Below are 26,506 nucleotides of genomic sequence, written 5' to 3'. Positions count from 1 at the left end.
TGTACACAGTGCACTGGGTTATGTATCGCCTTTTGAGTTTGAAGCAATGTACTATGATAAGATTAACCCGTTAGGTCAGGTGGCCTAACTTAAATAAAAAAGTCTCCGACAAACCCGGTACGGTTCAGAAGCAAACAATTCAAAGAATTGTGATAATACGCTTAGCTGTTGTGGTGAAGAGGAAGAAAAAAAATCTTCATCTCCTTGCTGTAACACTTCAAACAGTTGTGAAGATACCGCTCAATCCTGTTATGGTTCTGATCCCAAAGAAAATTTAAGCACTGAAGATATTTTAAAAGATTCGCACTACATGAGTGAATACTTAGTTCCCAAAATGGATTGTTCTGCGGAAGAACAGATGGTTCGTATGGCGCTATCTTCAATTGATGGTGTTCAAAAACTCATCTTTGATTTACCTAACCGTTCTTTAAAGGTTCTACATAATCAAAAAGATGAAAATATAACCACCAAACTTGAAGCTTTGGGTTTTGGTGCAAAGCTTGTGAAGACTGAAACTTATATAAGCAATCAACAGGCTAAGCAAACAAGTACCTACACCATTCCTAAAATGGATTGCTCTGCTGAAGAGCAAATGGTCCGTATGGCTCTTGCAGATATTGAAGCAGTTAAAGGTCTTACTTTTGATCTTCCCAATCGAAAACTGAAAGTCTTCCATAATGAAGGGATTCAGCAAATTACGGCTAAACTCGAAGGACTGGGTTTTGGGGCGAAACTTGATGAAACACAGCTTTCTTCAGGCGATATACCTAATGAACCTGATCCTGTGAGACAAGCTAAAGTACTTAAACTGTTATTAGGTATTAATGCTCTACTTTTCTTTATAGAATTCATCAGCGGTATTATTGCTGCGTCTACGGGATTGATTGCTGATTCTCTAGATATGTTTGCCGATGCAGCCGTTTATGGTATTGCGCTATATGCCGTCGGAAAAGCTGCGAAATATCAAATAAAAGCAGCCCATTTCGCAGGTTGGATTCAGTTATTACTTGCTGTTATCGTGATTGTTGATGTCATTAGACGATTCATGTTTGGAAGCGAGCCAGAATCAACGCTCATGATTGTTATTGGCCTGCTCGCACTTATAGCTAACGTGACATGCTTATATCTTATTTCTGGTCATCGAGAAGATGGCGCACATATGAAAGCCAGTTGGATTTTCTCGGCGAATGACGTTGTCGTAAATATGGGCGTTATATTTGCCGGTGTACTCGTGGCGTGGACGGGATCAGCTTATCCAGACTTAATCATTGGCATACTGGTTTCTTTATTCGTACTTAATGGTGCCCGAAAAATTTTGGCTTTGAAGTAAGGGCACTGTTGCAAATAACCACGAATGGTAAGCTGAAGACTGTTTTAGCTAAAGGTGCAGCATATGAATCCTTTCCATGGTCGGCATTTTCAGGGCGAAATCATTCTTTGGGCTGTGCGCTGGTATTGTAAATATGGCATTAGCTATCGTGAACTGCAGGAAATGCTGGCCGAACGGGGTGTGAATGTTGATCACACGACTATTTACCGTTGGGTTCAACGTTATGCTCCTGAAATAGAAAAACGTTTACGCTGGTATTGGCGTAATCCTACAGATCTGAGCTCGTGGCATATTGATGAAACCTATGTAAAAGTGAATGGACGATGGTCTTATCTGTATCGTGCAGTCGATCAACGTGGCGATACCATTGATTTTTATCTTTCTTCTAGACGTAATACCAAATCAGCATATTGTTTTCTTGGAAAAATTTTAAATAATGTGAAGAAGTGGCAAATTCCACAAATGATCAACACGGATAAAGCACCCACATATGGACGTGCTTTATCACGGTTAAAATGGGAAAGAAAATGTCCACCAGATCTTGAGCACAGGCAGGTTAAGTATAAAAATAACGTGATCGAATGTAATCATGGCAAGCTAAAGCGGATCATCAGGGCCACATTAGGATTCAAATCTATGAAGACTGCTTATGCCACAATTAAAGGTATTGAAGTCATGCGTGCACTACGTAAAGGACAAGCATCGTCATTTTATTATGGTCAGCCTCAGGGTGAAGTGTGTCTAATCAACAGGGTTTTCGGTCTCTAAGCACTTTTTAAAGGGAACATCATCGACTCAAATCTCTATTTGCAACAGTGCCCTATTTTCTTCAGTAACAACCGCATGGCTATGATCATGATGTTCTGACATAAAATATTTTCCTTATTCTATTTATGATGAGCAGAGATATTGGATAACAGCCAATATCTCTGCTGTAAATCGACTAATCTATTGGATTAAGAAACTTTCTTTTCATTTATCCAACGATAAAGCACGGGTAACAGCACCAAAGTTAGTAATGTTGAAGAGATAATCCCGCCAATCACTACGGTTGCCAGTGGCCGTTGAACCTCAGCCCCTGTTCCGGTTGCCAGCGCCATTGGTACAAAACCCAGTGAAGCCACACAAGCTGTCATCAACACTGGTCTTAAGCGCAAAATAGCCCCTTGCCACACGGCTTTATGCACTGGATATTTGTCCCTTAATTCCTTAATAAAGGTCAGCATTACCAGTCCATTGAGGACTGCAACACCAGATAAGGCAATAAAGCCAATTCCAGCTGACATCGATAATGGAATATCCCTTAGCCAAAGGAACAGCACACCACCGGTCAAGGCAAAGGGTACCCCGGTAAAGACCAATAGACTTTCTTTGACATTGTGAAAGACCGCCATCAGTAAAATAAAGATAGTGATTAAAGCCAGTGGAATCACGATTTGCATCCGTGCTTTGGCTGAAGCCAAATTTTCAAACTGACCGCCATATTCTATCCAATAACCACTTGGCAAAGTGTATGCTTTGAGCTGTGTCTGTACATCAGAAACAAAAGACCCTAAATCACGCCCTTCAACATTCGTTGTAACCACAACTCGGCGTTTACCATTTTCTCGACTGACTTGGTTGATTCCTTCAATGGTCGAGACTTGCGCGACATCCGACAATAAAATACTGCCACCATTTGGAAGCTGAATAGGTAACTGGGAAACAGATGCGACACTACGGTCTTGCTCTCCAAGACGGATAACAAAATCAAAACGACGATCGCCTTCTAAAATCTCTCCCACGCTTTGTCCACCAATACTGGTTGCCACAAGGTCTTGAATTGAACGCACACTCAAACCATATTGTGCAGCCAAAGTTTTATTTACCTCGACATTCAGTAATGGCAAACCTGAGGTCTGCTCAACTTTCACGGCACTGCTACCCGATATTTGCTGAATGATTTTGGAGATTTTAGTCGCCTCAGTATTGAGGACATTCATATCATCACCGAAGATTTTCACACCAACATCACTACGCACACCTGAGATCAATTCATTAAATCGGAGTTCAATCGGTTGTGAAAATTCACTATTATTGCCTGGAATCGTGGCTAAATACGTCACCATACGGCCACGTAATTCATCTAAACTTTCTTTAGGATTTGGCCATTCTGAACGAGGCTTTAACATGATATAGCCATCTGAAATATTGGGTGGCATGACATCTGTTGCAACCTCGGCTGTACCCGTTCTGGCAAATACTGCCTTAATTTCAGGGAAACTCTTTAAAAGAAGTTTTTCAGTATTCTCCTGAATACGTAAAGACTCTTCTAAGCCTGTACTTGGTGAACGTAACTGTTGTACCGCAAAGTCTCCTTCACTGAGCTGTGGTGCAAATTCACTGCCGAGTTTGGTACTGATAAATCCCGTAATCACTAATACACACAGTGCAAAAGTCAGCACAACTGCTTTGTATTGATACGAAATATCAAGAGTTTGCTGATATTTAGCTTTTAGCCATAACATCCAACGACTTTCTTTTTCTTGAATATCGCCTTTGACCCACAATGCCACAGCAGCAGGCACAAAGGTGATCGATAAAATAATGGCTGCAACAAGGGCTAGTACCACTGTCAATGCCATCGGATGGAACATTTTTGCTTCCACACCACTTAAAGCAAAAATCGGCAAATACACCACCAAAATAATAAGCTGACCAAAAATAAGAGGACGACGTGCTTGGCGGGCAGCCAGAAAAACTTCCTTAAAGCGTTCACTTTGTGTGAGAGGTCGTTTTAACAGTTGCTGTGTATGGGCTAAACGCCGGATACAGTTTTCGACAATCACCACAGCACCATCGACAATGATGCCGAAATCGAGTGCACCTAAACTCATCAGATTGGCACTGATATTTTTCTGTGCCATCCCGGTTAAGGTAAACAGCATAGAGAGTGGAATGACACAGGCAGTAATCAAGGCAGCACGGATATTCCCTAAAAACAGGAACAGAATGATGATGACCAGGATTGCTCCCTCTACCAAGTTTTTCTGAACGGTTTTAATCGCCTTCTCAACCAAGGTAGTACGGTCGTACACTGTTTCAATCACTACCCCTTTAGGCAAACTATTCTGAATATCTTGAAGCTTGGCATCCACAGCTTTAGAAACAGTCCGGCTATTTCCACCCATCGCCATCATGGCAACCCCTAAAACGGTTTCTTTGCCGTTATAGGTTGCCCCACCGGTTCTTAAATCATGCCCAATAGAGACTTGCGCAATATCACCAACCCGAATTGGGCTGCCATTTGGGCTACCCAGCATGGTGTTCTCAATATCAGAAAGCCCATTGAATGCACCCGGTACACGTACCGTCAGTTGCTGACCATTGTCTTCAATATAACCTGCACCTCGGTTCTCATTATTTTGCGCTAAAGCCTGTTGCAGTTGTTCTAATGAGATATTCAGTTGCTGCATCCGGTTTAAATCGGGAGAGACCACATAGGTTTTTTCAAAACCACCAATACTGTTGACCTCTGCAACTCCCTTAACACGTTGCAGTTGAGGACGCACAATCCAGTCCTGAATCTCACGCAAATCCATCGGCGTGTATGCAGTTCCATCCGGCTTTTTCGCATTCGGATCTGCCTTCAGTACCCATTGATAAATCTCACCGAGACCCGTAGAAACGGGGGACATCGTCGGTGCGATTTGTGCAGGCAACTCAGATTGCGCCTCCTGTATCCGTTGGTTAATCTGCTGACGGGCCCAATAAATATCAGTCCCATCTTTAAAGACAATGGTGACTTGAGAGAGTCCATAACGGGATATGGAACGGGTAAGCTCCAGATCCGGAATGCCAGCCATGGCATTTTCAATGGGATAGGTAATCCGCTGTTCGACTTCAAGCGCAGTAAAACCCTTGGCTTGAGTATTAATCTGGACTTGGGTATTGGTAATATCGGGTACAGCATCAATCGGGAGTTTCTGATAGCTATACACCCCGACCGCAATCCAGGTACAGACAAAGAGCAACACCCAAATCGCATTTTGTATGGAAAACTGAATGATTCGTTCGAATAAACCTTCTGGTTTTGGCAGATCAGAATTAATGTTCATGGCCTGCCTCGTCTTTTTCTAATTCAGATTTCAACAAGAAACTGCCTTGAGCGATATACTTCTGCCCTTCAGTCAGCCCAGAAATCACTTCAAGCCATTGTCCATCACTTGAAGCCTGCCCCAATTGCACTTTCTGTGCTTTTAAGTGGACTTGACCTTTTTGTTCTGAATCTACGATGAAAATACTGTCTTCACCTTCAATACTTTGCAGCGCAGACTTTTGAATCCGAAGGGCTGATTTTGCTGTAGCTTCCGGAATCAACACTCTCACTAGCACATTAGAACGCAACTCAGTAGCTTGCGCATCGAGTTTTGCGCGCACCACCAGACGCCCTGTTTGTACATCTGCCTGAGAGGTTAAGCTTTGTACAGTAGCTTTATAGATTTGATCTGAATCATTCACTTTAAAGTCAATTTTTTGCCCGGCTTGCAGTTGACCTGAGAATTGATTCGGCAAATTAAACTCAAGCCATAAATCTTTCAGCTGTTCAATGACAAAGAGCTGATTAGCCAGTTGCACATTTTCACCGACCACAATATCTTTTTGACTGATCACCCCAGAGATCGGTGCTTTAATCAGAAAACGCCCATTGTTATTGCCACTTGCACCTAATGCATTTAAACGTGCTTGTGAGGACTGGACAGTAATCTGCGCTTGACGGTAGGCATTTTCGGCACGCTGGTAATCCTGTTTGGCAGAAATCCCCTGTGACCAGAGTTGCTGTTCGCGCTGGTAATCTTTACGGGCCAAATCCAGATTCACCTGTGCCATACGCAGATTTGCCTGTTGGTCGATCAGTTCAGGCACGATTAGTACAGCCAGCGTTTGTCCTTTTTGCACGCTCTGTCCTAAAGCCACATTGACCTGCTCGACATGACCACTAAAATTAGGCGATATATGCGCTTGTTGATCGGTATTCACCACCAATTTACCTGGCAGGGTTGTCAGCTTTTCAACCAATCCTGTGGATGCAACAGCAACTTTTAAACCTTGTTCAACCATTTGTTGGCTGGTCAGTTGTATTTCGCCTTCTTCAGCATGTCCTTCTTCAGAACTATCTTCATCAGAATGTTCGGCATTTCCCTCATCATGACCATGCCCCTCAGATTCAGTTTTTTTTGAACTTAACCAAATAACCAGACTGACCAAGACCGTAATCAGAATCAAAATTGCAATCATGAGAGACTGGGATATTTTTCCGTTTTGCTTGGCGTTCATTTTATCGTGCTCCCCCATTGATTAAATTTTGCGATGCTTCGACTGCCTTTTTATTCAGTTGTGTATAGGCATCCGAACGGCTAATTTCTTCATAACTTGTGCCAATACTGAGTGCCTCAGCTGCGAGGGCAGTTTGCCAAGCTTGACGTAGAATTTGTAATTGACCCAATCGAAGATTCTGCAGTTGGGTGGTTGCTTGCTGAACGTCGGTAATGGACAGTTTCCCTGCCTGAAACCCTTGTAAAGTACGGCTCTGAACTTTGGTCGCCAAAGTAACTTGTGCTGTTGTGGCATCGAACTGGCTACGTAAACCTTTGAGCTGATGCATGCTGTTGGCAATATTGAGTATTTGTTGCTTCAGCTCACGCTGCTGCTGTTGGTTCAGCAATATTTGCTGTTGCTGGACCATCGGGATCGCATATTGCTGGCGGTTGAAAATATTCAGTGGAATAGCCACGCCGATTGCCAAAGTCGTATCGTTGCTTTCATTAGGGGTTTTGCTACGTTTCATGCCTACATTTAAAGTCGGATTGGGACGTGCCTGAATTCTTAAATTTTCAATTTGATGATCCGATTGCTGAATGTTCAAGGCATAGAATTTTTCTAGCCACCCTTCAGCAATATACCGTTGCACAGTTTGGAGACTTTGCTCTGGCCAAGGGATAGCGGTTTTATTCAATTGAAGATGTGAAGATGTTTCTCCCCCCCACAAATTAGACAGCTGACGACCGGCAGCTTGTTTATTCAGCATCGCTTGCTGATAAAGTCGTTGGATTTCTAGCGCTTCAATTTGGGTACGCTCAAAATCAACCAGGGCAATACTGCCTGCCTGATAGCGTTTATGGGCACTGTCCAGATTGGCTTTACTTGTTTTTAACTGTACTGAATAAGCAGACTGCTCAACCTCAGCAAGTGCAAATTGCGACCATGCAAATTTAACAATCAGTTGGCTTTGTGCCTTCCATAATTGCTGTTGCAATTGGATTTGTTGATTCGAGGTATTGGCAATCACCCGGTTCAGCTTACGCTGACCAAATAGATCTAGAGGTTGACTAACGCCAACATTGAATTCCTGTTCTTGACCTGAGCCAAAGCCAGACTGTTCTAAACTTATACTTGGATTCTGCCATAACCGACTTTGCTGAATATTCAATTCAGATATTTGCTGAACTTGTTGCCACAGCTTGTCTTGAGTCTGGTAACTTTGTACTTTTGCTAAAGCGGATTCAAAGCTGGTAACGTTTTCAGCATAGCTATATTGCATAGCCGCTGCACATATACAAGCAACCAAGCTATGACGCAAGAGTATAATTGATTGTGAAGACATGATTTTTCCCACTTATTTAAATAATAAAAGTGGTGGGAATGTTTTAGGCTACCCCACCATGAGCGGGGAAAATTTGGGAGGTGGGCTTTGTTGAAACAGGTCAGGAGCCTGATAGCTGTTTTTCCAATGAAATTGTGGATTCACTTTAACTTCAGAGCTTGGATGAAACACATCTACTTTTTCATTTTGTACAATCAAATGCGTCATCGATGGTAGATGATCTTGATGATCTTCACCGATTTCTAAATCGCTACTGAATGTTTTTATGTTTTCTGACTGTCCATTATGATCGTGTTGACGACTATCGCTGGCACACAAGGTATTTTGGTGATGACCAAAATGATAACTCTGCTGTGATTGAGGCTGTTGTTCATGGACACAAAAGGCCGCCGCCACATTCCAAAAGCTTTGGAACATGAACAATCCAACCAAGACTGTAATCCATGTAGTAGAACGCATCATCATAACAATCGAAAAATTTGTACCAAGTATAAGGCTTAGAGCCACTCCAAGGTCAAGCTTAATAAATTAAATTAAACATTCAATGAACACTGAATAGCCGGCACTTTTGCAAATTTACCTTGTCTCTATAAGCTCACATCAATTTCAGGTAAGAATAACAATAGATAGTGAACCGTACCGGGTTTGTCGGAGAATTTTTATTTAAGTTAGGCCACCTGACCTAACGGGTTAATCTTATCATTGTACATTGCTTCAAACTCAAAAGGCGATACATTGTCAACGGCATTCTAAAATTGACCCCTTTTACCTTACAAATGGCAAAGTAAAATTGACCCCTGAAATCAGAGAAAGAGCGGTTCAATTACTAATTGAATCTGAAAAAGATTATCCTTCTACTTGGGCAGCAATCACAGCTATTGCTCCTAAAATCGGTTGTACTCCTGAAACATTGCGTGTTTGGTATCAAAAATATTTAGATCAACAAAATCCTGTCAAAATACAACAGATATCTGATCAAGAAAAAATGAAGGGTAATCCCCCCCTAAAATACTAGCTCTTTAAAAGAGGCAGTATTATGCTTTTACAACATGGTGTTTAACTTGAGAAACTGAATTTAAAACAATCTACTGTAACTCTTCCAGACAGATATGAAATTAATCCACCCCTAGCCCCTTAAACACAGCATCTACCGGATCTGCATAAAAGCTGGTCTGGAACTTGGTAAACAGTTCCACAGGAATCGTTGGGATATCTGCCGCACTACTCATTGGCAAAGCAACCTTCTTGGCACCCGCATCAAAAGCAACTTGAAGACATTCGGCAATACTTTCCACCGGTGTCACAGAACCACCCAAGCTCATATCACCCAGTACCACCATCTGACTTTGTACCGATCGTCCTAACAGGCCAGAAGCAAAAGCCACTAAACTTGGCAGAGCAAGATGGCTGAGCGGGCCGGTATTCTGTAATTCCACCACATGTAAATGGAAATCATGTTCCAGCACCTTACTGCCCCCCGAGATCCGGGATGCATTGGCCTTGAAGTAATCAAAAGCAATCTTGACCTGTTCTTTGGCACTACTTGAATTCCATAAGCCAGATGTCGCCAATTTTCCTGAACCTTTAGTGACTTGCAGTTCTAAGCGGTATAAACCTGGCATGCCCTTATTACTGAGTCCGATGGTATACAGAAAACCTGGTTTAGCAGGACCTTCGGGAATAAGTCCGCCACCCCCCTGCTCTTTGACTGAAACAAAATGCTCTTCTAAGGTGTCATTGTCGATATAGCTGAAATGCACATCATAGAATTCCATCCCTCCAATTTTCTTCAGCTGTTCTTTGACCCGACGGCGCACCTGCAGTGCATATTCCAGGCATTGCCGTACATCTTCTTTGTTAAACTGACCATGTGGGTAGAGCAGCTTCATCAATCCGGAAACCGTCTTGCGAACGGCAATCACATCGCGCTGATTCAGGTTGTTGCCGAGCTTAAAGTACTTCTCAATGGCATCCGCAAAACTACGCTTACGCATTTCCCGGAAGAATTCAGCCAGATAATCAACGATTAGACCATAACGGTTAGTAAAGAATTCCGGACGCATTTTTGGAATTTCCCAACCCGGGATATAGGCATGAAAGCGATCAAAGAATGCTGAATCGATCATTGCTTCAGGAAAAGGAGCCAATAAGTGGCTAGTCTTCACCAAGGATTCAACACTTTGGTTAATATTACCCACAAAAACCATCGAAGCTGAGGCTTCCATCTGTTCACGACCACGGGCAAAAGATCCTGAGGCCATATAGTCTTTCATGATCTGAACGCCATCTTTGTCCTTAAAGGAAATACCGGCAACTTCATCAAAGGCCACCACATCCCACAACCCCACCAGACCAATACGGCGGCTACTCATGTTATAGAACAGATTGGCGACAGTGGTTTGCCCACCTGAAACTAGAATACTATTCGGTGAACACTCTTTGTAAATATGGCTTTTCCCGGTACCGCGTGGTCCAAGTTCACAGACGTTATAGTTATTTTCAACGAACGGAACCATACGCGCTAATATGTGCCATTGCACGTCCTCTTTTAACGAAGCCGGTTCCATGCCGATCGAACGGATTAAACTCTCGCGCCACTGATCAGTGCTTAATGCTGCTCTGCCACTGAAGAGTTCATCCATATTCATATTCGGCATTTGAATCGGCTTGAGTAAACTCACCCCAAATGGCGAGCTGGTTTGTCCTTCTTCAAAATAATAACTGAGCGTAGCAATGACCCAGATACCACCAACAAGTAATTTTTCATACTCTTTGACGATGCCTGCCGAGATTTCGGCATCTTTGATGCCCAGATTACTAAATGATGCTTCGTATTTGTCCTTACGCTCATTCAGCTTTACGGTCACCCGATCAATGACCTTATAACTGCCCCGTTCACGGACCAGGGATTTCACCTTCTCGGCTTCATCAGGACGGACGTAGTTCTCAGCCAGTACGGTCTTTACGTTACGTAGTCCCTGTTCAATGATCTCTGGATCATCCGAGGCACAGTACATCCCCAGCAGGTATTCGAGTACATAGACAGGGACATTGGCCCCTTCTTTGATCAGTTTAGTCAGATCCTTACGTACCACCCGCCCAGCAAAGTGTTCATTCAGCAGCTGATCCAGTTCTTTATCGTTAGCAGATTCCATGTAGGCTACGCTCTATCGTTAATTCGTTATCAGAAGAAGTCATCGGTAAATGCCAGATCAATGGTGACCTTATAGCGCTGCATTTCGATATTCAGGTCTTTGTCCTTCAGTACCAGGAAGTAATCTTTCTTACGGTCAAAATCAGTACCGGACAATGACAGCCTGACCTGTTTAACCCGATCGGCAACAGAGTCGGTACTGCTATCAAAGGTCAAGGTTTCTTCACTAGATACTTTGATATCCCCATCATAAATGGCAATCGACAGGGTCACTGGCATGACCAGCTCACTGACAGCTTCAGTTTGCATCAAATCAAACTTCTGGATGTTATTGACCATTTTCAGCGTGGATTTGGTAGAAATGACCTCAACTTTACGCTTGGTCCGCTGTCCAGCCTTTTCACCACGCAGCTGTTTTACCGTTAGTACAGGCACTACGATTTCCTGAGGCATGATGCCGCCATGCACGAAACGTGAGCCTCCTACAAAATGGAAACGGTTCGCCCCTTTTGGAATCCAGAAATCAGTCGCAGATCGTGTGCCTGCCGTAGCTTGGGTTGAGCCTTTCCATGCTTCTTTGCTCTCTGGTAAACCATGCCCAATCACATAGCGTTTTTTGCTTTTCAATGTATTCGCAGGTTTTTCAGTCAAACTTGAACGATCCGCAGATTCTAGTTTACTTTGCTGGAACAAGAAGCCATGGTCGGCTGTGATCAACAGGGTAGAAATATTGAAATGCATCAAGATTTTGCGGCTAAGTTCGGTCAGTTCTTCAATGGCATGTTCCACCGCCATAAAGGTTTCTGATTCTGTCGAGGCACTGTCTCCCCGAGCATCAATCACGTTGTGATAAACGTAAATCAAATCATGGTCTTTGAGTGCTTCACGGCCTTCATCACGCGACCAACCTTTTACCGTTTCAGCGGTAACCGCCAATCCATTATAGGCCGCCAGAATTTTGGATCGTGCTGCAGTCCCTTTGCTGGACTGTCCATCTACTAAAACATCATCCCCTGCGGCCTCTTTGTACTCCAAAATCTGATGCGGCAACAACGAGGCCATGCCAAGTGTGGTGTAACTTGGCACAACGCCCAGCTGTGAAGACAAGGTCGCTTCAGAATAACGCTTTTCATTGATTCGATCACGCAGCTCTACTGCAGCTTCATAGCGAAAAGCATCACTGATGATCACTACAATACGGCGTTTAGTTGCAGAACCCAGTAAGGGTCTGACGTGGGTATCGTAGAAGTTCTGCTGATTTGGGATATCTGCCACTTTCCAGACATTCAAGCGTTGCTCAGCTTCTACACGCTCGCCCCAGTTGCGTGCCAAGTGGTCAATAAACCAGTAGGCATAGCAATTTTCCACTTCTTCATCGAGTTTTTTCAGGATATCGACATGAGCGCGTTGAGAAGCAGCACTGTAGTGGCGATATGCCATATCAAAGCGATACAGCTCCTGCTCGTAGGCTTTATACAAGGCTTCGCTGGAGTCGAAATAGAACCCAGAATCAAACAGCAGTCGCAGACTGAACAGGTCAATGGCTGCCTGCAACGCTGTATAGACAGTGCGATATTTACGGCGGGTTGCATCATCCTTATGTTTGGAAGCCCAATAGCCATCCAGACGGGTAGAAATAATCGTTCTGAAATGTTCCAGTTCAGCTTTGGTTGCTGCAGGGATCTGGCTGGACAGATCGACAATGATCTTTTGTTCAATCACTTCAAAAGTCATGACATCGAGCAGCTGCTCCAGATCAAAGGCCCCGACCTTTTCTTGGATCCGCAGTGCATTTGCCACGGTCTGGGAGAGTGTATCGAAGGTTGGGTAATATTTGGAGCTGTCTCTCCAGCGCGACAAAAAGGCTCTAGCCGTCGCACGGGAGCTGACGGATGACATCACCAGTTCCTGAGCCCATAGCGGTATATCGCCCAGACTTTCACAGAAACCCGTGGTCATCAAACGGATAAAGAACGTACCGAGCTTGAATGGTGCTTCCCCATTCAATTCTTCAACCGATGCTGGATAACCAATTTCCGCCTGTAATGCTGTGACTAAAGCTGGCACCAGTTGGAATTTTTCCAGTTCAGCAAAGGAGTCTGGATTGACTTCCAGAGCCAGGTTCTGCTGTACCATTTCATCTGCCAGTGCTAGAACGATATGCATGAGTTCGGCACTGTCAGCTTTGACCACAGCCGCAATCATGGCCATATCCAGATCCTGTTCATCTGCATCAGACTGGATATAGCGTTTTAAGGTGCTCAGACGGGCTTTGGCTTTGAGGAACTCTTCACGTTTGGCCAGATGTTCTCTTAAACTTTGTTGTTGTAAACCGAGCTCATTGAAAATAATCGAGAAACGATCGGCATAGAAGCTGCGTGAATACAGCTTGATGTCCAGTAACCAGTCTTTTTCGGTTTCAGGCTCAGAGCTTGGGAAATACAGCAAGTATTTGCCCTGCTGGTCTTCCAGTTCCAGTTTAAGCTTGATCGCAAGGCTGGATTCTTCTGCCATATTCAGAATCTGGACATCATTTAGCTCTAGGGCTTTGATTTCTTCAGTAAATGACTGTTCTGCATCGTACCAAAAGACGATTCGGTGTTGTTCAGTATAAAAGGCTTGTTCCAGACCTTGTTGTAGTTGACTTAAGTTCATGCAACCACCTCTGCATGATCTAGTGTGGAAGAAAAGCTATTCATCACTTTTCCCCCGTCACAGCTTTCACTTCAGCCAACAAGTCCCCAAACTTGCCGTAGTTCACTTTCACCCCATCATCTAGATCCAGTGATATACGCTGATCGGCATAATGACGCAGTTTTTCCTCAAAACTACTGAGTTCAGCTTGTTGCTTATGCAAATCTTGCAGTTTTTTCTCGATACGTTTGATTTCAGCCGCAGAGTCACTGCTTTCTTTTGCTGTTTCCAGAGAATTAGCATAAGCAGCCATTTTGGAAATGAGTGGCATAACGTATTCAGTACGCATACGTGCCAAGGTACTTTCGTTATAGCGGTGCAAGTACACCAACGCCTGGAAAGCGCCCTGTTTACCACTGCTAAATAACCAATAGATTGGACGCTTTTTATAGGTCTGCATGTGGTCTTTGTAGAACTTGCTGGCGAGGTAACGGCGAATCGTGTCTTCAGCCGTTTCACTGGCTTTCTTATCCAAGCTTTCAGCCAGCCACTGCATATTGGCATCCAGTGTCTCTTTCCCCCAAACGGCGGTTAAGAACTCTTGAATACGGTGCGTTGCATCATCTTCAAACCAATGCATTTCAGTTAGTGGAATAATGCCATCCGTATCGGCTGGGAATGTTTGATAACGACTGGCATCAAAGTCTTGATTGCCTGCGTGGGCATAGATCAGGCCTGGTTCATCTAGGCTATAACGCCCCATCATGCAGCCAAGTGCATAAGAGACTAAACGCTGGCTGTCTTTTTCACGTTCAGCTCGGGTGAGCGTGATTTGCTCATCAGGCACGTCTGGGGTGAGTTCATCCTGTAAACCATAAGCGTCAATAAACAGCTTATTGTTTTCTTCTTCCAGACGTTTCATTTCTGCCACGGCGGCAGAATTTTGCTGTTGCCATGTATTAAATGCTTGTTCTAAGTTTGGCTGCTCCGTACGGATAACAGGGTTTTGAGTAAAGTCCCATGAAGTTTCATACGAGTCCCAATCAATTTTGGAGAATTTAATAGCTTCATCATGTAAATAGCTTATCTTTGATTTGTTTGTTTCATTTACTTTCAAAGGAATCTTACTAATGTCACCAGCACCGAAATTTAATGTAGGGCTAATAATTTTTAAGAACGCATCGCAAAGTATGCTATTCATCAAAGAATTTAAAAATTTTAATGTGTCATTATCAGCATAAACACTCATTCCAGCATTTGAGGGAATAAAGCCACCAAAATCTCGTCGAGCAGAAAATTTAGCAGATGTAATCGCAGTCCAACTCACAGAACTCTTAAAATAAAATTGTTGATTTTTCGCAACAAAATCAGGAGTTTTTAAATAAGAGTATCTGGAAAGTATATTATCTTTTATTTCCTGTCCATCATTTTCCCAATTCACTACATATTCTTGGTTACCAAACCATTTACGAAACTCCCCCCCTTTATTATGTGGAAACCATTTTTTCTCCGACAATTGGGCATATTCCCGATTTTTTATATTAAAACCAATTCTTTGAAAATTAATTTCTTGCCATAAACGTAAGAAGCGATTGTTATCTGTAGTAGCTAGACCTTGTCGAGCATCTGCTACATCATTTAAAGAAGAGCTAGTTTCAAAAATTTCTCGTACCTTATCACTCACCCAATAAGCCACAGGACTACCTGGAATTTTCTTAAAGTCATTTGCGGAGGCATAAAAAGATTTAGATAATTTGAATATATTATCTAGCTCATCATTTGAAGAAACACTTCCTTGTTTTTCAAATAGTCTTTTATACACACCCTTATAATCTAGGATAGGAGCCTTTTGGAATGTAAATGCACAACTACCAAAGTCAGACCCAAAAACTCCACGACCATTATGGCTCATCGTTTGTAAATTTGTTTTTTCAAATAGCCATTTTCTTAATTCCTCATAACTAGACAAAAACATCCAGTTAGGAATAGTGATCATGCCAATTAGTGCACCAGTTTTAGCTAAATATTCATTTCTGACCATAAAGCAGGTGTATAAATCACCTTTTGCCACCTTATAGTTACTTTCAATGAATTTTTTAAGAGCGGGTGCATAAAATTTACTACCCATATATGGCGGGTTAGCAATCACTGCATCATATTGTTTAGCCAACAAATTAGCTTGTTGTACCAAAGGTAATAGCTCTTGTGCCGACTGCTGCGCAAAAATATCCCCTGACTCTGACGCTGTATTCAGCTTGGTTTCTAAATCAGACAGCTTTTTAGCGAATGCTGCAGGAATTTGAATCAAAGAACCAAAGGTCGAAGCATGTTCAAACAAGTCCAGTAGTTCTTTTAAATCTGCCTGTGCAATACCAGTACTTGCCAAATCCTGACTGAATGCATCTAAACGCTCAGGCTGACTATCTTGCAGTGCAATAATATTCAGCTTCGGTGGATTGCTGAATAAACGGCGGTCATCCTCACGCGCTTTCATTAACAGCGCAAAACTCGCCAATTGTGCCGCACGAGTATCAATATCAATCCCGTATAGGTTGTTTTCCAGAATCAAACGTGGAATATCACGGCTACGGTAACCACGCTCTAAGTAAATTGCTTTTAAGCAATCATAGGCTTCCACCAGAATATGCCCCGAACCACAGGCAGGATCGAGTACCGTAATGCTTTCAGGGTTTAAAGTATCGCCATCTTCACTGATCCGCACATCAATCAGTTGTTTCAGTTGTGCATTGACTTCGTCGCTTTGCTCAGCTGGCTGAATATAGTATTCCCAATTACTTGCAAGCGTACTATCAGGCTGTGCCATCATCCATAGACGACCGACACTGTTCTGTACCAAATACTTCACAATCCAGTTTGGCGTGAAGAGTTGCGTCGCTGCAGGAATGTCTTCACTTTTGACGACTTTACCAATCACCTGGTCTTTCTTTTCAGAAATATAGAACTGATACAACCAGCCAATAATCTGCACATCCGACCAGTCTTCTTCTGGAATGCTGCTGACCAGATCACGGATCAAGGAATCGGTTTTTGTGAGGTTATCCGGTAATAACAGTTCAGATTCATCAGAAACCTGTTCAAACAGGAGTGGCATGACCTGATTCAACGCATGACACTGCGCCAGTAATAGCTCCCGATACAGTTCTTCGTCTTTATTGCCATCCAGTTTGAGTTCAGCCACACGGTTTGCATCTAAACCCGGTAGGTCAATATCCAGACATTCTTCCAGAATCTGTGGCAAGCCTGCACTACCATCGGCACTACTGAGTACACGGCGACCATGATCCAGTAAGCCTTTGCATTCCATGTAACGAATGGCACAGAGACGGTTAAACCAACTGTAAGCGATATAATCAATCGTCTGCTCAAAACTGCTGGTTTGAATGCGTTTGATCAGCTTCTCACGTGGTTTCATGACGGATAGCGGAAAAACCTGATCGCCAATCAGCAGCAAGTCGCCTTTCTGTTCAGCCGGTAAAATGCGGTCTGCGGTGATGCCATATTTGGCGGCCTGCTTGCGCATCGCTGCGATAAAATCATTACGTGCTTGCGGTGCGTATTTTTTAATATTACTGGTATTCATCTTTAAACCTTTAATTAATGACTGATGCCGATATCCCTAACCCGAGTTAGCGGATACGCACACGCTTTTTGTCACCCACGATTTTTTTCAATTCAGCTTTGAGTGCGTCTACAAACTGATCCACTGATTCTTCTGTTTCCAGATAGACACTACTTGAGCTTTTGCTGTAAATGCTGGCGACATCGACTTCCACCACAGGTTTCGGTGGCACTACGGCTGTCACAGGCTGTACCGGACTCGCAGCAGGTGTTGATGTAACTGGGCTGGAGGTGGTTGCAGTGTTGGTTACACTCTCGGCTTTGCTCTGAGCCAGTTGTGCCGCTTTGGCCTGACGCTGGATTTCCGCCTGAACTTCGCTTTCCAGCTCATATAAGGCTTCATCAAAACGCTCCACGGCGGTTTGGGTTTGCAGCATATAGATGGTGGACAGGCTAGTTTCCACTTCAATATCTGCTTTGAGCAATTGCAGCGGACGCAGTAGCTTGTTACTCAGCTCAGCGGTAGCGATACCACTGTTTTTAATCTCGGCTTCCAGCTGCTTGATTTTGTCATCAATGTGTTCTATGGCCTGATTGCGCTTCTCAGTCAGCAATTGCTCATTGACGCTTTCCACTGTACGAACCAAATCAGCCACTTTATTTAACAGGCCATAGGGCGATTCAAGCGTGGAAATACGATGTAATTCGGAGAGGGCTTTTTTTGCCACCTCATCACTGCCCAGCGCCTGTTTATTTTTCTCAAAATGACGTAAGGCCTGTTGCAGTTGTTGCCAGCTTGGCATCTGGTTGCTAAAGAATTCATGAATGTCACGATAATCTTCTTCCAGATCCAGATAGTCGTCCCTGTTCTCAACCACCGCTTTAAAGAAATCGAAGCTGTCGCTATTGGCCAGCAGACGTTCCAAAGTCAGAATCGACTTTTCAATCACTTTCTTGCCCGGGAACTGCCCGACATCAGTTTTACTCTTATACGACTTAAAGTTACCTAACCATGTCTTAAAATTCTGGGTATAGAATTCAAACAGCTCTTTTTCGGTCGCTGGTCCCATGGCCGAGAATAGGTCTTGGGTGAGTTGGCGTGCCTGTTTCAACACCTGATCATCAGTCTGGCGTTTTTTAATGATCGACACATCACGGCGACGACGGCTGTTTTGTAAAGGCTCAAAGGCCTCTTTCAACTGTAAGCTGCCGCCATTTAACTGCAGAGAAATCCGCCCCATCGCAGCCAGCTGACCTACCAGCAGTAAAATCTCGGCATCTGGCCAGCCATAAGGGCGTTTGGCAAAACGATCTATCACATCCGAGACCAGAATACGCTCTGTACCAGTGGCCCGTAGTGCAATGTACTGCTCTACTTCCTGTAGGGCTTTCGGATTGCTTTGACCGCCATCCAGAGACAATCCGAGTTGCGCCATATCATCAACAGTCAAGACGGCGTTCAGTTCACGCCAGGCATCCTGCTGATAGACCTGCAAATAGCTCAGTTTGGTATAAGTGTTTTCCAGCAGATAACGACAAGCCTCATCCAGCTTGGTGGTTGGACTTGAAGATGAAAGTTGTAGATGTTGACCCAAGGCATAACTTTCCGCGTCCAGCAACATTTCTTCGACCCGGGCACGCAGACGTTTTTTACGCTCCTGATTCTCACGGCCACGGTCTGCCAGAATACGGGTGATATCGGATTGGGTACCATCATCATTTAAGCGGATGAATTTATTGGTTTTCAGCCAGGTGCGCAGTTCATTAAAGAACTGTTTATCGTCTGCCAGTTTAAACAGTACCTGCCCTTCGGCCTCGGCGCTTTTACCAATACAGTAAGCTTCAGTATAGAGGTTGTATTCCGTATCCAGCGGAGAAATGATTTCGACTTTCAAATCACTCTCATACTTGCCATCCAAGCTATGGCTATCCAGAAAACGTCCAATCTGATAATCCATCTTGTTGGCTTGATGGCGGTATTTGTTCTGATCCCGCAGTAAATCTTTAAAGATCAGATTAGCTAACTCTTTATTTTCTTCTGAAGCCGCTAAGTCTGTGGCTTTAATTTTACGGGTGATATCGCGTTCTTCATTGGTCAGGAACAGGAACTCGTCACCATTCCTAGTAATCAGGCTCTCTTTTTCCAGACGCAGTAGGCTTTCTTCAATCCGCTTGCGTAATGCCAGCTTATCTTCATCAATTTTCTCAATCGACAAAGTCACCAGGTTATCCAAGGTACCTTTGATGATATCGACATAGCGGATCATGAACAGGGTACGCAGCATCTGCACATCAAAACCATCCAGGGTCTTATTCTGCCCTGCCTGGTCGATGGTACGCTTCACTGCTGTATCCAGGAAGCCTTCCACTGAAGTATAAAAGCGGTGGAAAGGAACCAGGGCACCGACTTCATCTGTAGCAATCGCATTCGCGGCCATCTGGAACGCATCCAACATGGACCGTTCACCATAGGCCAGGTGTGCACCGGTCGCACCGACCTTACGGATTTCTTCAAAAACTTTCTGCACCAGCTGGAAATGGTACGGCGCAAAAGGATAGTTATTGATAAAGCTGTCTGGACCCTCATAGTTCTTGAGTGTTGGGCCTGAACGGTCAAAGGTGATCTGGTTTTTTAAGATATCGCCCTTTTGCTCAAACACTGATCTGAGCAGTGCTTCAGCTTCCGGGGTTTTACGTAATAAACGTTTCTGGATGACTTCATCGGTATTTGAACTGGACAGTGATAACCGGGTTTTAAAACGTCCAGCAATCTTGGAGAAGTCATTGGCTTTTGAAGAAGACATCTCACCTAAAACAGCATCGATGTCTGCCTGCGAGGTGACGATAATCCAAGCGCGGCCTTTACAGATCGTACCCAAGTTTTCAGTAATGGTTTGCAGTGTCAGCATCAAGCGGGTATCGCTGCCAATAAACTGCCCCACTTCATCGACCAAGAACAACATGCGTTGCTGGGGTCCTTTGCTGTCCAGGTATTCTTTCACCCACTGACAGAAGTTTTCGACCGAAACACTAAAGGTCTGCTCAGAATCCTCAAACCACTTGTGTGCCGCTTCTGCTGATAAGTTGAGGGCTTGGGAAATTGCGGTTTCGACATCATCCTGATAGAACTGATAGCCGTCACGTTCTTCTAGCCAAGACATGCCGCTAGATTCTTCAAAAGCCTGTTTAAAGCGCTCATACACCCCTTTCTGGCTCAGGTGACGTTCCATATGTGCAATATGTGGATGATCGGCACTAAAACCCTGATATTCGTTAAACACGCGTAAAAACACATTCAGAATCGGATTACCATCATCATTGGAGCTGGCTTTACTGTCGATATTAAATAGGATGACATCGGCATGATGACTAACCGCTTTACCAATATCCGCACGGATAAACGCATCACGGATTTTGCTTTCATCAAAGAATTCTGCAGCACTGCGTTCGTTACCTTCCGCGTCACGTGCCACTTTATTGGCCAGAATATACGACAAGGTTTTCAGGAAATGTGATTTACCTGAACCAAAGAAGCCAGAAATCCACACGCCGACACGATTGGCAATCGAAGGGTCGCTGAGGTCTGTACCATAGGACTGGAAAAAGTCACGAAAATGCTTTTCCAGCTCATTGGTGACCACGTACTCATCCAGCTCCTGGTAAACCGTGGCATTATCATCCTGATCTGCCTTGACCACCCCGTTTATCGCACGATCTAATGGCTTGTAAAAAAGTTCTTTAATGTTCATCTCAATCCATTCCCCCGAATTCTTATTTCTATTTGCCGTGTTTAAGGCACTAATCTGAATGCTCTGTAGTAATTGTTGCTTGGAATTTTTCCAAATAAACTCATCGCTTGACCGTCGTAATAGCCTGGGTAAAACAGCACCACTGGCTTATGCCCCAGTAACGAATGCAAACTGTTCAATAAGTGATGGGCACGTAACAGTGGCCAAACCGACCCTACCCCAGTCATCAACACAATATCTTGCGCATTGGTGGCATATTTACTCACCAGATAGGGCGCGAACTTATCCATATGCAGTGGGCCTTTCAGCGCTTTGAGCAGCGCCTCATCGCCTTTGGCTTTTTGCATTTGAATGGCTTTATCGATGAAGTTACGCTCAGCCAGATAATCCACCACGGCTTGCAGCAGGTTGATATTCACCACCTTCAGCTGACTGTGTTTTTTCTCCAGCATCCCTTCGAGAAAATGCAGATATTCGCGCACCTTCAACTCATCTTCAGGTGCATAATCAAAAATCCAGAAGCCAATTTCATTGCCCAGTCCTTGACCGGTGAGAAACTCGGTGGAAAGTATTCGCTCTGGAATCTGGTTCAGACGCTCATGTATTGTTTGACTCATTGCTGCCCCTCTACAACTACCGCGTCCATAGCGACACTTCCATAGATCTTTTAATGCGTTGTTTATAATGTTCTTCCAACAGGCTACGCAGCTCTGCTCTGACGATCACGCGCTGCAACTCCAGCTTACGGGTACTTTTTAAGTAACCGGCTTCTGCCAGCATGCGAAACACCACCTGCCCCATTTTTTTCTTGCTGGACTCTTTCCAATCAAAGATATCCGGATCGCGTTGTGAACGCTCATCTAGAAAGTCTGACCAAATATAACTGTCCAGGTATTGCGCCTGGGAGATATAGGCCTCTCTCATCACCGTTTCCATAAACTCAAGCAGCAACAGGTTGCGTTCCAATGCGCCACAAAAAGCCACCTGGGTCGCCAGCTCATCATCCCCATCACGTAGTGCTTTCCAGAAATCAGGCTCCAAGCGCTCCAGACGCTTACGAATAGCGGTGGCATTGCGTTGAGCTGAAGCAGGCGTTCTTTTTTGCAGAATATTGTCAATCTGAATGGCCTGATGCCATTGTTCTGGAGTCGCTTCTCGTAATAACAGATCCGCGATCAGCCGGCTTTCACGCACCATCAGTGAGCCACCAATCAGGTCACTGTCATAATGAAATTGTTCTAACATAGCCAATCTCCTATGAAGTTTGATCAAACAGGTAAGACGACAGCTTTTCGATATCTGAGCGTTGTAGTACCAAGGGATATTTCAAGGCATCATCCGCCTCAGCCAGCGTGATCGCGGCCTGATATCGCTGCAAAGTATAGTGAGCCAGGGCTTTTTTGACCGAAATCTGTAATCTGCCATCAGGCATGCCGAAGTCTTTTTCGACCAGCGCTTTTTGAGCTGCATTCAATTTTGGATTCGGGATCAGCGTCAGTACAATTTCTTCATGCCATTGCTGATCCTGAGCAGGGTCTACTGACTCAATCGCCACCACAACAGGTGTGCGATCAATTCTGGAGAGTAAAAAGTCCTTAAACTGCTTGCTCTGATGGCAATAGGCACGGACATGCCAGCGAAAACCGGTATACACCAGGGTATGCGGGGAAATGATGCGTTCATGCCACTGCGGATTCTGCATCGAGGCATAAATCATTTTTAAAGTACTTTGGTTGCGGCAGGCACGCAAAACTTCCCGAATCACTTCAGGACGTACACTGCGATCAGGTAATTGAACTGCTGCAAGATTCGGTTCTGGTGTCGCAATCAGGGTATGCGATTCACTAACCAAACCTGACAGCATATTGAGATATTCATTGATATGTACGGTAGTCAGCACCGGTTGAAACGTGGCTTTAGGCACATAGCCTTTTACGGAGGGATCATGGACCAAGGCATCTGGGTTATACAGCGTATTGTAACGCTTGATATCCGCAGAAGCCTGCTGTCGACTGAGCCCAAACCAGCTCATTAAACGATTGGTAACCAAACGACCTTCCCAGTAAGCAAGCAGCTCGATCGCTCGCATTCGTAGCAGGACTTCATGCTTATCTGTCGTCATATACCAATCAGTCAATAAATAGCAGCTTTAAGATTACCCTACAGCAAATATACAGTAAACATTTTTGACGGTATTTAAAGGTAGTATTGCAATCATCAGATAAAAAATATACTAGTATCCTGATGATAGCCGTCAAAGTACGATCTCTAGCAGATCATGGATCCTGGTATAGCGCGTGAATTGAGCTAAGTTTTAGAATGAGAGCAATATGGGTTTTAGATTTCGTAAAAGTATTAAATTATTCCCGGGTTTTAAAATTAATCTGACCCATAAAGGCATCAGCAGTGCCAGCATTGGCAAACCTGGTGCTTCTCTAAATATTGGGAAAAAAGGTACGCGAACCAGTGTCGGCATTCCAGGTACGGGACTATCTTACTCTAAACACCAGCCTTACTCTAAAAAGACCCGTGTTCCACAACCGACATCGCTAGAACACACGGAATATAATCCTCAGAATTTAGAACAACCGAAGACAAAGATCTGGCCTTGGATTATTTTTGGAATATTGTGTTTTATTGTAGGTGCCGTCATTTTTTAGCAAGAACAGCATTGTATTTTGATCAAAAAAAATGCCCACATGGATGAATGGGCAAACTAAGGAATTAATATCCTTCAGAAACTCCAGCGCAATTCTCGCTACTTTCAGTAAGCGACTCTGGCTCAATCATGAGGGTCTGACTCAATCGAATCGAGGTAAATCGATCCATCACAATTGGAGCAGAAATTATGCTTGAATACATTCTTGGATGATGCTGAAAAGTCTTTGATTTTTAATTAATAAATAAGAGTATCCATGTCTACCCTCAACTTTACTTATTTTCAGATAGCAACCAATCGAGAGCACTCATTTTTACAATACCATTATAATTCGCTTCAGTCCCTATCGTGTCTAAGGTAAGCAAATACTTGGGATACGAATCAGAAATTTTCTGTAATGGACGTAACTCTCGGCTGAGTGTCTCCTCATTGAGCGTTTCTAATGCCACCTGATAATAAGTTAAATTCTGTAAAGTATCGACAGCAACAAAATCAATTTCATATTCATCAACCCGCCCTACATAGACCGTATAACCTCGTCTGACAAGCTCAAGATAAATCACATTTTCTAAGATATGACCTTGATCAGCATTAGCATCAGGCAACATAATCCGGCGCAATCCGACATCAACTAAATAGTATTTTTCAGAGGATTGTAATAACTCACGCCCGCGTACTTTAAATTGTGCGGCACTATAAAATAACAAACTGTCCTGTAAGCCCTGAATATAGCGTTTTACTGTTTCAAATGAAATCTTAACCCCACTTGAAACAAAGGTATTTTTAATTTTATTGATGGAAATAGGTGAGCCTGTCACGCTTGCCAAATATCTTGCGACACGCTCGAGAGAGTTAATATCGGCAGTATTCAAACGGGGAATAACATCTTTAAACATTACACTGGCATAGACCGCTTGCAAGTAATCATAAGTTTCCTGCTGGCTAGTCATGGCAAGCGTATAAGGGAAACTACTGCGCGTATACATGGCATACAAATCACGATTGGATAATTGTTGGATGATCGGATTATTTTCAATATGCCACTGTTTAAATTCTTGGAATGACAGAGGTAGAACGTGTTGCTCGATATAGCGTCCTGTAAGTAAAGTCGCAAGTTCTCCACTTAGAAAGAATGCATTTGAGCCTGTAATATATAAATCGATATAATCCCGAACATATAAAGAGTCGACTACTTTCTCAAAATTTTTAACATGTTGTATTTCATCTAAAAAAACATAATTTTTTTTACTTTTATCAACTTTGGACAATACATAATCATGTAGTTTACGGTAATCTGTGAGTTCTTCAAATTCCATAAATTCGAAATTGATAGCAATGATGTTTTCGGCTTGTACACCCTGTGCTTTTAGGTCTTGTTGAAACATCGCTAACAAGGTGGATTTTCCAGAGCGACGTACACCCGAAAGCACTTTAATGACATCACGGTCTTGCCATGTATTCAGAAATTTTAAGTAGCCATCACGTCGAATATTAGCGCTTCTCATTATTTACACTTAGAATCTAAAGTTTTAATAAATTCTATCAAATTTTAGAATGTATATGTAAATATATTTAGTTTTAAGAAAAGTTTAAAGGTTAAGTGAAACATTCAAAGCTGCTGTAGAAGCATGTAAACATGCAGATCTGATCAAAATCCAAATTCTGTCTTTTTGATTATTTTCCATGTCATGTTATGTCATTTATGCTACGAGTTAACTGCTATATAAATTAAGTGAAAAGTAAATGGAACTAAGTTGTTAACTAGAGTGGAACTCATTTTTGTTGTGCTGATGGTCTCAGCCTTAATCCTAATTGCTTATGAAATGCTAAAAGGTTTATTTTAGAGCATCTATACAATTTTTGATCAAAAAAAGCCCACAGAGGGAATCTATGGGCGAAACTAAGGACCTTGACGGTCATTCAGAAACTACAGCTAGTTTCTGGTTGTGATTCTGGACTGAATTAAAAATAACCATATTGGCTGAATGTATCAAAAGTTAAATCATGTGATTAATCATTGATACTTCTGCAAAAATGAGCTCATCGCTCTGTTGATTAATACAGTAATTCACCAAACAAATCCGCTCTAATCTCTTCCAGGCTCAGATCTGATTTCATCCTATTACAGATGGGATGAACCAGCAGACCATTCTCTAGAACACCTTGCCCACCTACGGCTTTGGCAATCCGATGATCCGATTCAGTAGAATCAAGATAGATCAATCCATCACAAATGAGGCAAAAGTTATGATTACCCACCAGAAAATTGTGCTTAAGCAGACTCTTGGTTAATGCCGAAAAGGCCTTGGGCTTTGACCGAGAAATTGGACTAATCGACTCCACATATCCCACTCTATTGTAAACAAGACATTTTTATCTTTTATATTCAATGGCTTATTTTCCTGCTAATTGGTAATACCATGAAAAATACCATGCTCAGAAAAGGCTTAACAATATTTTGAAAAATTGCCTACTGAGCGCTGCCGCACAGCTCCATAGGCCGCTTTCCTGGCTTTGCTTCCAGATGTATGCTATTCTGCTCCTGCAGCTAATGGATCACCGCAAACAGGTTACTCGCCTGGGGATTCCCTTTCGACCCGAGCATCCGTATGAGACTCATGCTCGATTATTATTATTATAGAAGCCCCCATGAATAAATCGCTCATCATTTTCGGCATCGTCAACATAACCTCGGACAGTTTCTCCGATGGAGGCCGGTATCTGGCGCCAGACGCAGCCATTGCGCAGGCGCGTAAGC

15 protein-coding genes and 3 pseudogenes are annotated in these 26,506 nt (G+C 43.4%); 5 read left to right on the top strand and 13 right to left on the bottom strand.

The features are described 5' to 3' along the window. Nucleotides 1–310 precede the first annotated feature (310 nt). Together FTU12_RS15180 and FTU12_RS15175 are read left to right on the top strand one after the other, a co-directional pair. A complete protein-coding gene (locus tag FTU12_RS15180) occupies nt 311–1,330 on the top strand; it encodes a cation transporter (protein WP_019509685.1) in 1,020 nt (339 codons plus the stop codon). 63 nt (nt 1,331–1,393) lie between these two features. Next, nucleotides 1,394–2,098 carry an IS6 family transposase gene (locus FTU12_RS15175; RefSeq protein ID WP_180114875.1) on the top strand — a complete coding sequence of 235 codons (705 nt, stop codon included), beginning with the start codon at nt 1,394–1,396 and terminating at the stop codon, nt 2,096–2,098. Nucleotides 2,099–2,286: 188 nt separating this feature from the next. Here FTU12_RS15175 and FTU12_RS15170 read toward each other — a convergent pair whose 3' ends face one another. The 4 genes from FTU12_RS15170 to FTU12_RS15155 are packed head-to-tail and all read right to left on the bottom strand — an operon-like array spanning nt 2,287 to nt 8,438. After that, nucleotides 2,287–5,427 carry an efflux RND transporter permease subunit gene (locus FTU12_RS15170; protein ID WP_016658776.1) on the bottom strand — a complete coding sequence of 1,047 codons (3,141 nt, stop codon included), beginning with the start codon at nt 5,425–5,427 and terminating at the stop codon, nt 2,287–2,289. Beyond that, the gene (locus FTU12_RS15165) at nt 5,417–6,646 is read right to left on the bottom strand and encodes an efflux RND transporter periplasmic adaptor subunit (RefSeq protein ID WP_016658777.1); all 1,230 of its coding nucleotides are present in this window, start codon (nt 6,644–6,646) and stop codon (nt 5,417–5,419) included. Before FTU12_RS15165 ends, FTU12_RS15170 begins: the two co-directional genes overlap by 11 nt. Before the next feature lies 1 nt (nt 6,647). Then, entirely contained in the window at nt 6,648–7,973 is a 1,326-nt protein-coding gene (locus FTU12_RS15160) for a TolC family protein (RefSeq protein WP_180114874.1), read from the bottom strand. Between the two features lie 48 nt (nt 7,974–8,021). Next, complete coding sequence (locus FTU12_RS15155; protein ID WP_227591950.1) at nt 8,022–8,438, bottom strand: cation efflux protein, CzcI-like; 417 nt, start codon at nt 8,436–8,438, stop codon at nt 8,022–8,024. Nucleotides 8,439–8,727: 289 nt separating this feature from the next. Here FTU12_RS15155 and FTU12_RS15150 point away from each other — a divergent pair. Further along, a pseudogene (locus tag FTU12_RS15150) lies at nt 8,728–8,964 on the top strand (hypothetical protein); the annotation flags it as partial. Nucleotides 8,965–9,088: 124 nt separating this feature from the next. Here FTU12_RS15150 and brxL read toward each other — a convergent pair. Genes brxL through FTU12_RS15115 form a run of 7 tightly spaced genes read right to left on the bottom strand, consistent with a single transcriptional unit; the run spans nt 9,089 to nt 23,211 of the window. Further along, nucleotides 9,089–11,128 carry a protease Lon-related BREX system protein BrxL gene (gene brxL / locus FTU12_RS15145; RefSeq protein WP_174660653.1) on the bottom strand — a complete coding sequence of 680 codons (2,040 nt, stop codon included), beginning with the start codon at nt 11,126–11,128 and terminating at the stop codon, nt 9,089–9,091. 29 nt (nt 11,129–11,157) lie between these two features. After that, complete coding sequence (pglZ, locus tag FTU12_RS15140; RefSeq protein ID WP_180114872.1) at nt 11,158–13,782, bottom strand: BREX-1 system phosphatase PglZ type A; 2,625 nt, start codon at nt 13,780–13,782, stop codon at nt 11,158–11,160. A gap of 43 nt (nt 13,783–13,825) precedes the next feature. Further along, nucleotides 13,826–17,362, bottom strand: a complete 3,537-nt coding sequence (gene pglX / locus FTU12_RS15135) for a BREX-1 system adenine-specific DNA-methyltransferase PglX (protein WP_180114870.1) — start codon at nt 17,360–17,362, stop codon at nt 13,826–13,828. 46 nt (nt 17,363–17,408) lie between these two features. Further along, entirely contained in the window at nt 17,409–21,089 is a 3,681-nt protein-coding gene (gene brxC, locus FTU12_RS15130; protein ID WP_180114868.1) for a BREX system P-loop protein BrxC, read from the bottom strand. 41 nt (nt 21,090–21,130) lie between these two features. Further along, nucleotides 21,131–21,706, bottom strand: a complete 576-nt coding sequence (locus FTU12_RS15125) for a DUF1788 domain-containing protein (protein ID WP_005403808.1) — start codon at nt 21,704–21,706, stop codon at nt 21,131–21,133. Nucleotides 21,707–21,722: 16 nt separating this feature from the next. Next, a complete protein-coding gene (locus FTU12_RS15120) occupies nt 21,723–22,334 on the bottom strand; it encodes a DUF1819 family protein (protein ID WP_180114866.1) in 612 nt (203 codons plus the stop codon). 10 nt (nt 22,335–22,344) lie between these two features. Beyond that, on the bottom strand, nt 22,345–23,211 hold the full coding sequence (locus FTU12_RS15115; protein ID WP_180114864.1) for a WYL domain-containing protein: 867 nt from the start codon (nt 23,209–23,211) through the stop codon (nt 22,345–22,347). A gap of 208 nt (nt 23,212–23,419) precedes the next feature. Here FTU12_RS15115 and FTU12_RS15110 point away from each other — a divergent pair, with 208 nt between their 5' ends. Continuing rightward, nucleotides 23,420–23,749, top strand: coding sequence for a DUF4236 domain-containing protein (locus FTU12_RS15110; protein ID WP_004726791.1), 330 nt, complete (start codon nt 23,420–23,422; stop codon nt 23,747–23,749). 271 nt (nt 23,750–24,020) lie between these two features. Here the strand turns inward: FTU12_RS15110 and FTU12_RS15105 are convergent, their stop codons facing one another. After that, nucleotides 24,021–25,253 (bottom strand): ATP-binding protein, encoded by a 1,233-nt coding sequence (locus FTU12_RS15105; RefSeq protein WP_004726792.1) that lies wholly within the window; start codon nt 25,251–25,253, stop codon nt 24,021–24,023. Nucleotides 25,254–25,803: 550 nt separating this feature from the next. After that, nucleotides 25,804–26,115 (bottom strand): annotated as a pseudogene (locus tag FTU12_RS15100) (HNH endonuclease signature motif containing protein); the annotation flags it as partial. A gap of 282 nt (nt 26,116–26,397) precedes the next feature. Here FTU12_RS15100 and FTU12_RS15095 point away from each other — a divergent pair. Further along, nucleotides 26,398–26,506 (top strand): annotated as a pseudogene (locus FTU12_RS15095) (dihydropteroate synthase); the annotation flags it as partial.

This window comes from Acinetobacter sp. YH12063 (assembly GCF_013419715.1).
Classification (GTDB): domain Bacteria; phylum Pseudomonadota; class Gammaproteobacteria; order Pseudomonadales; family Moraxellaceae; genus Acinetobacter; species Acinetobacter amyesii.
This window is presented reverse-complemented; position numbering and strand designations above follow the sequence as displayed.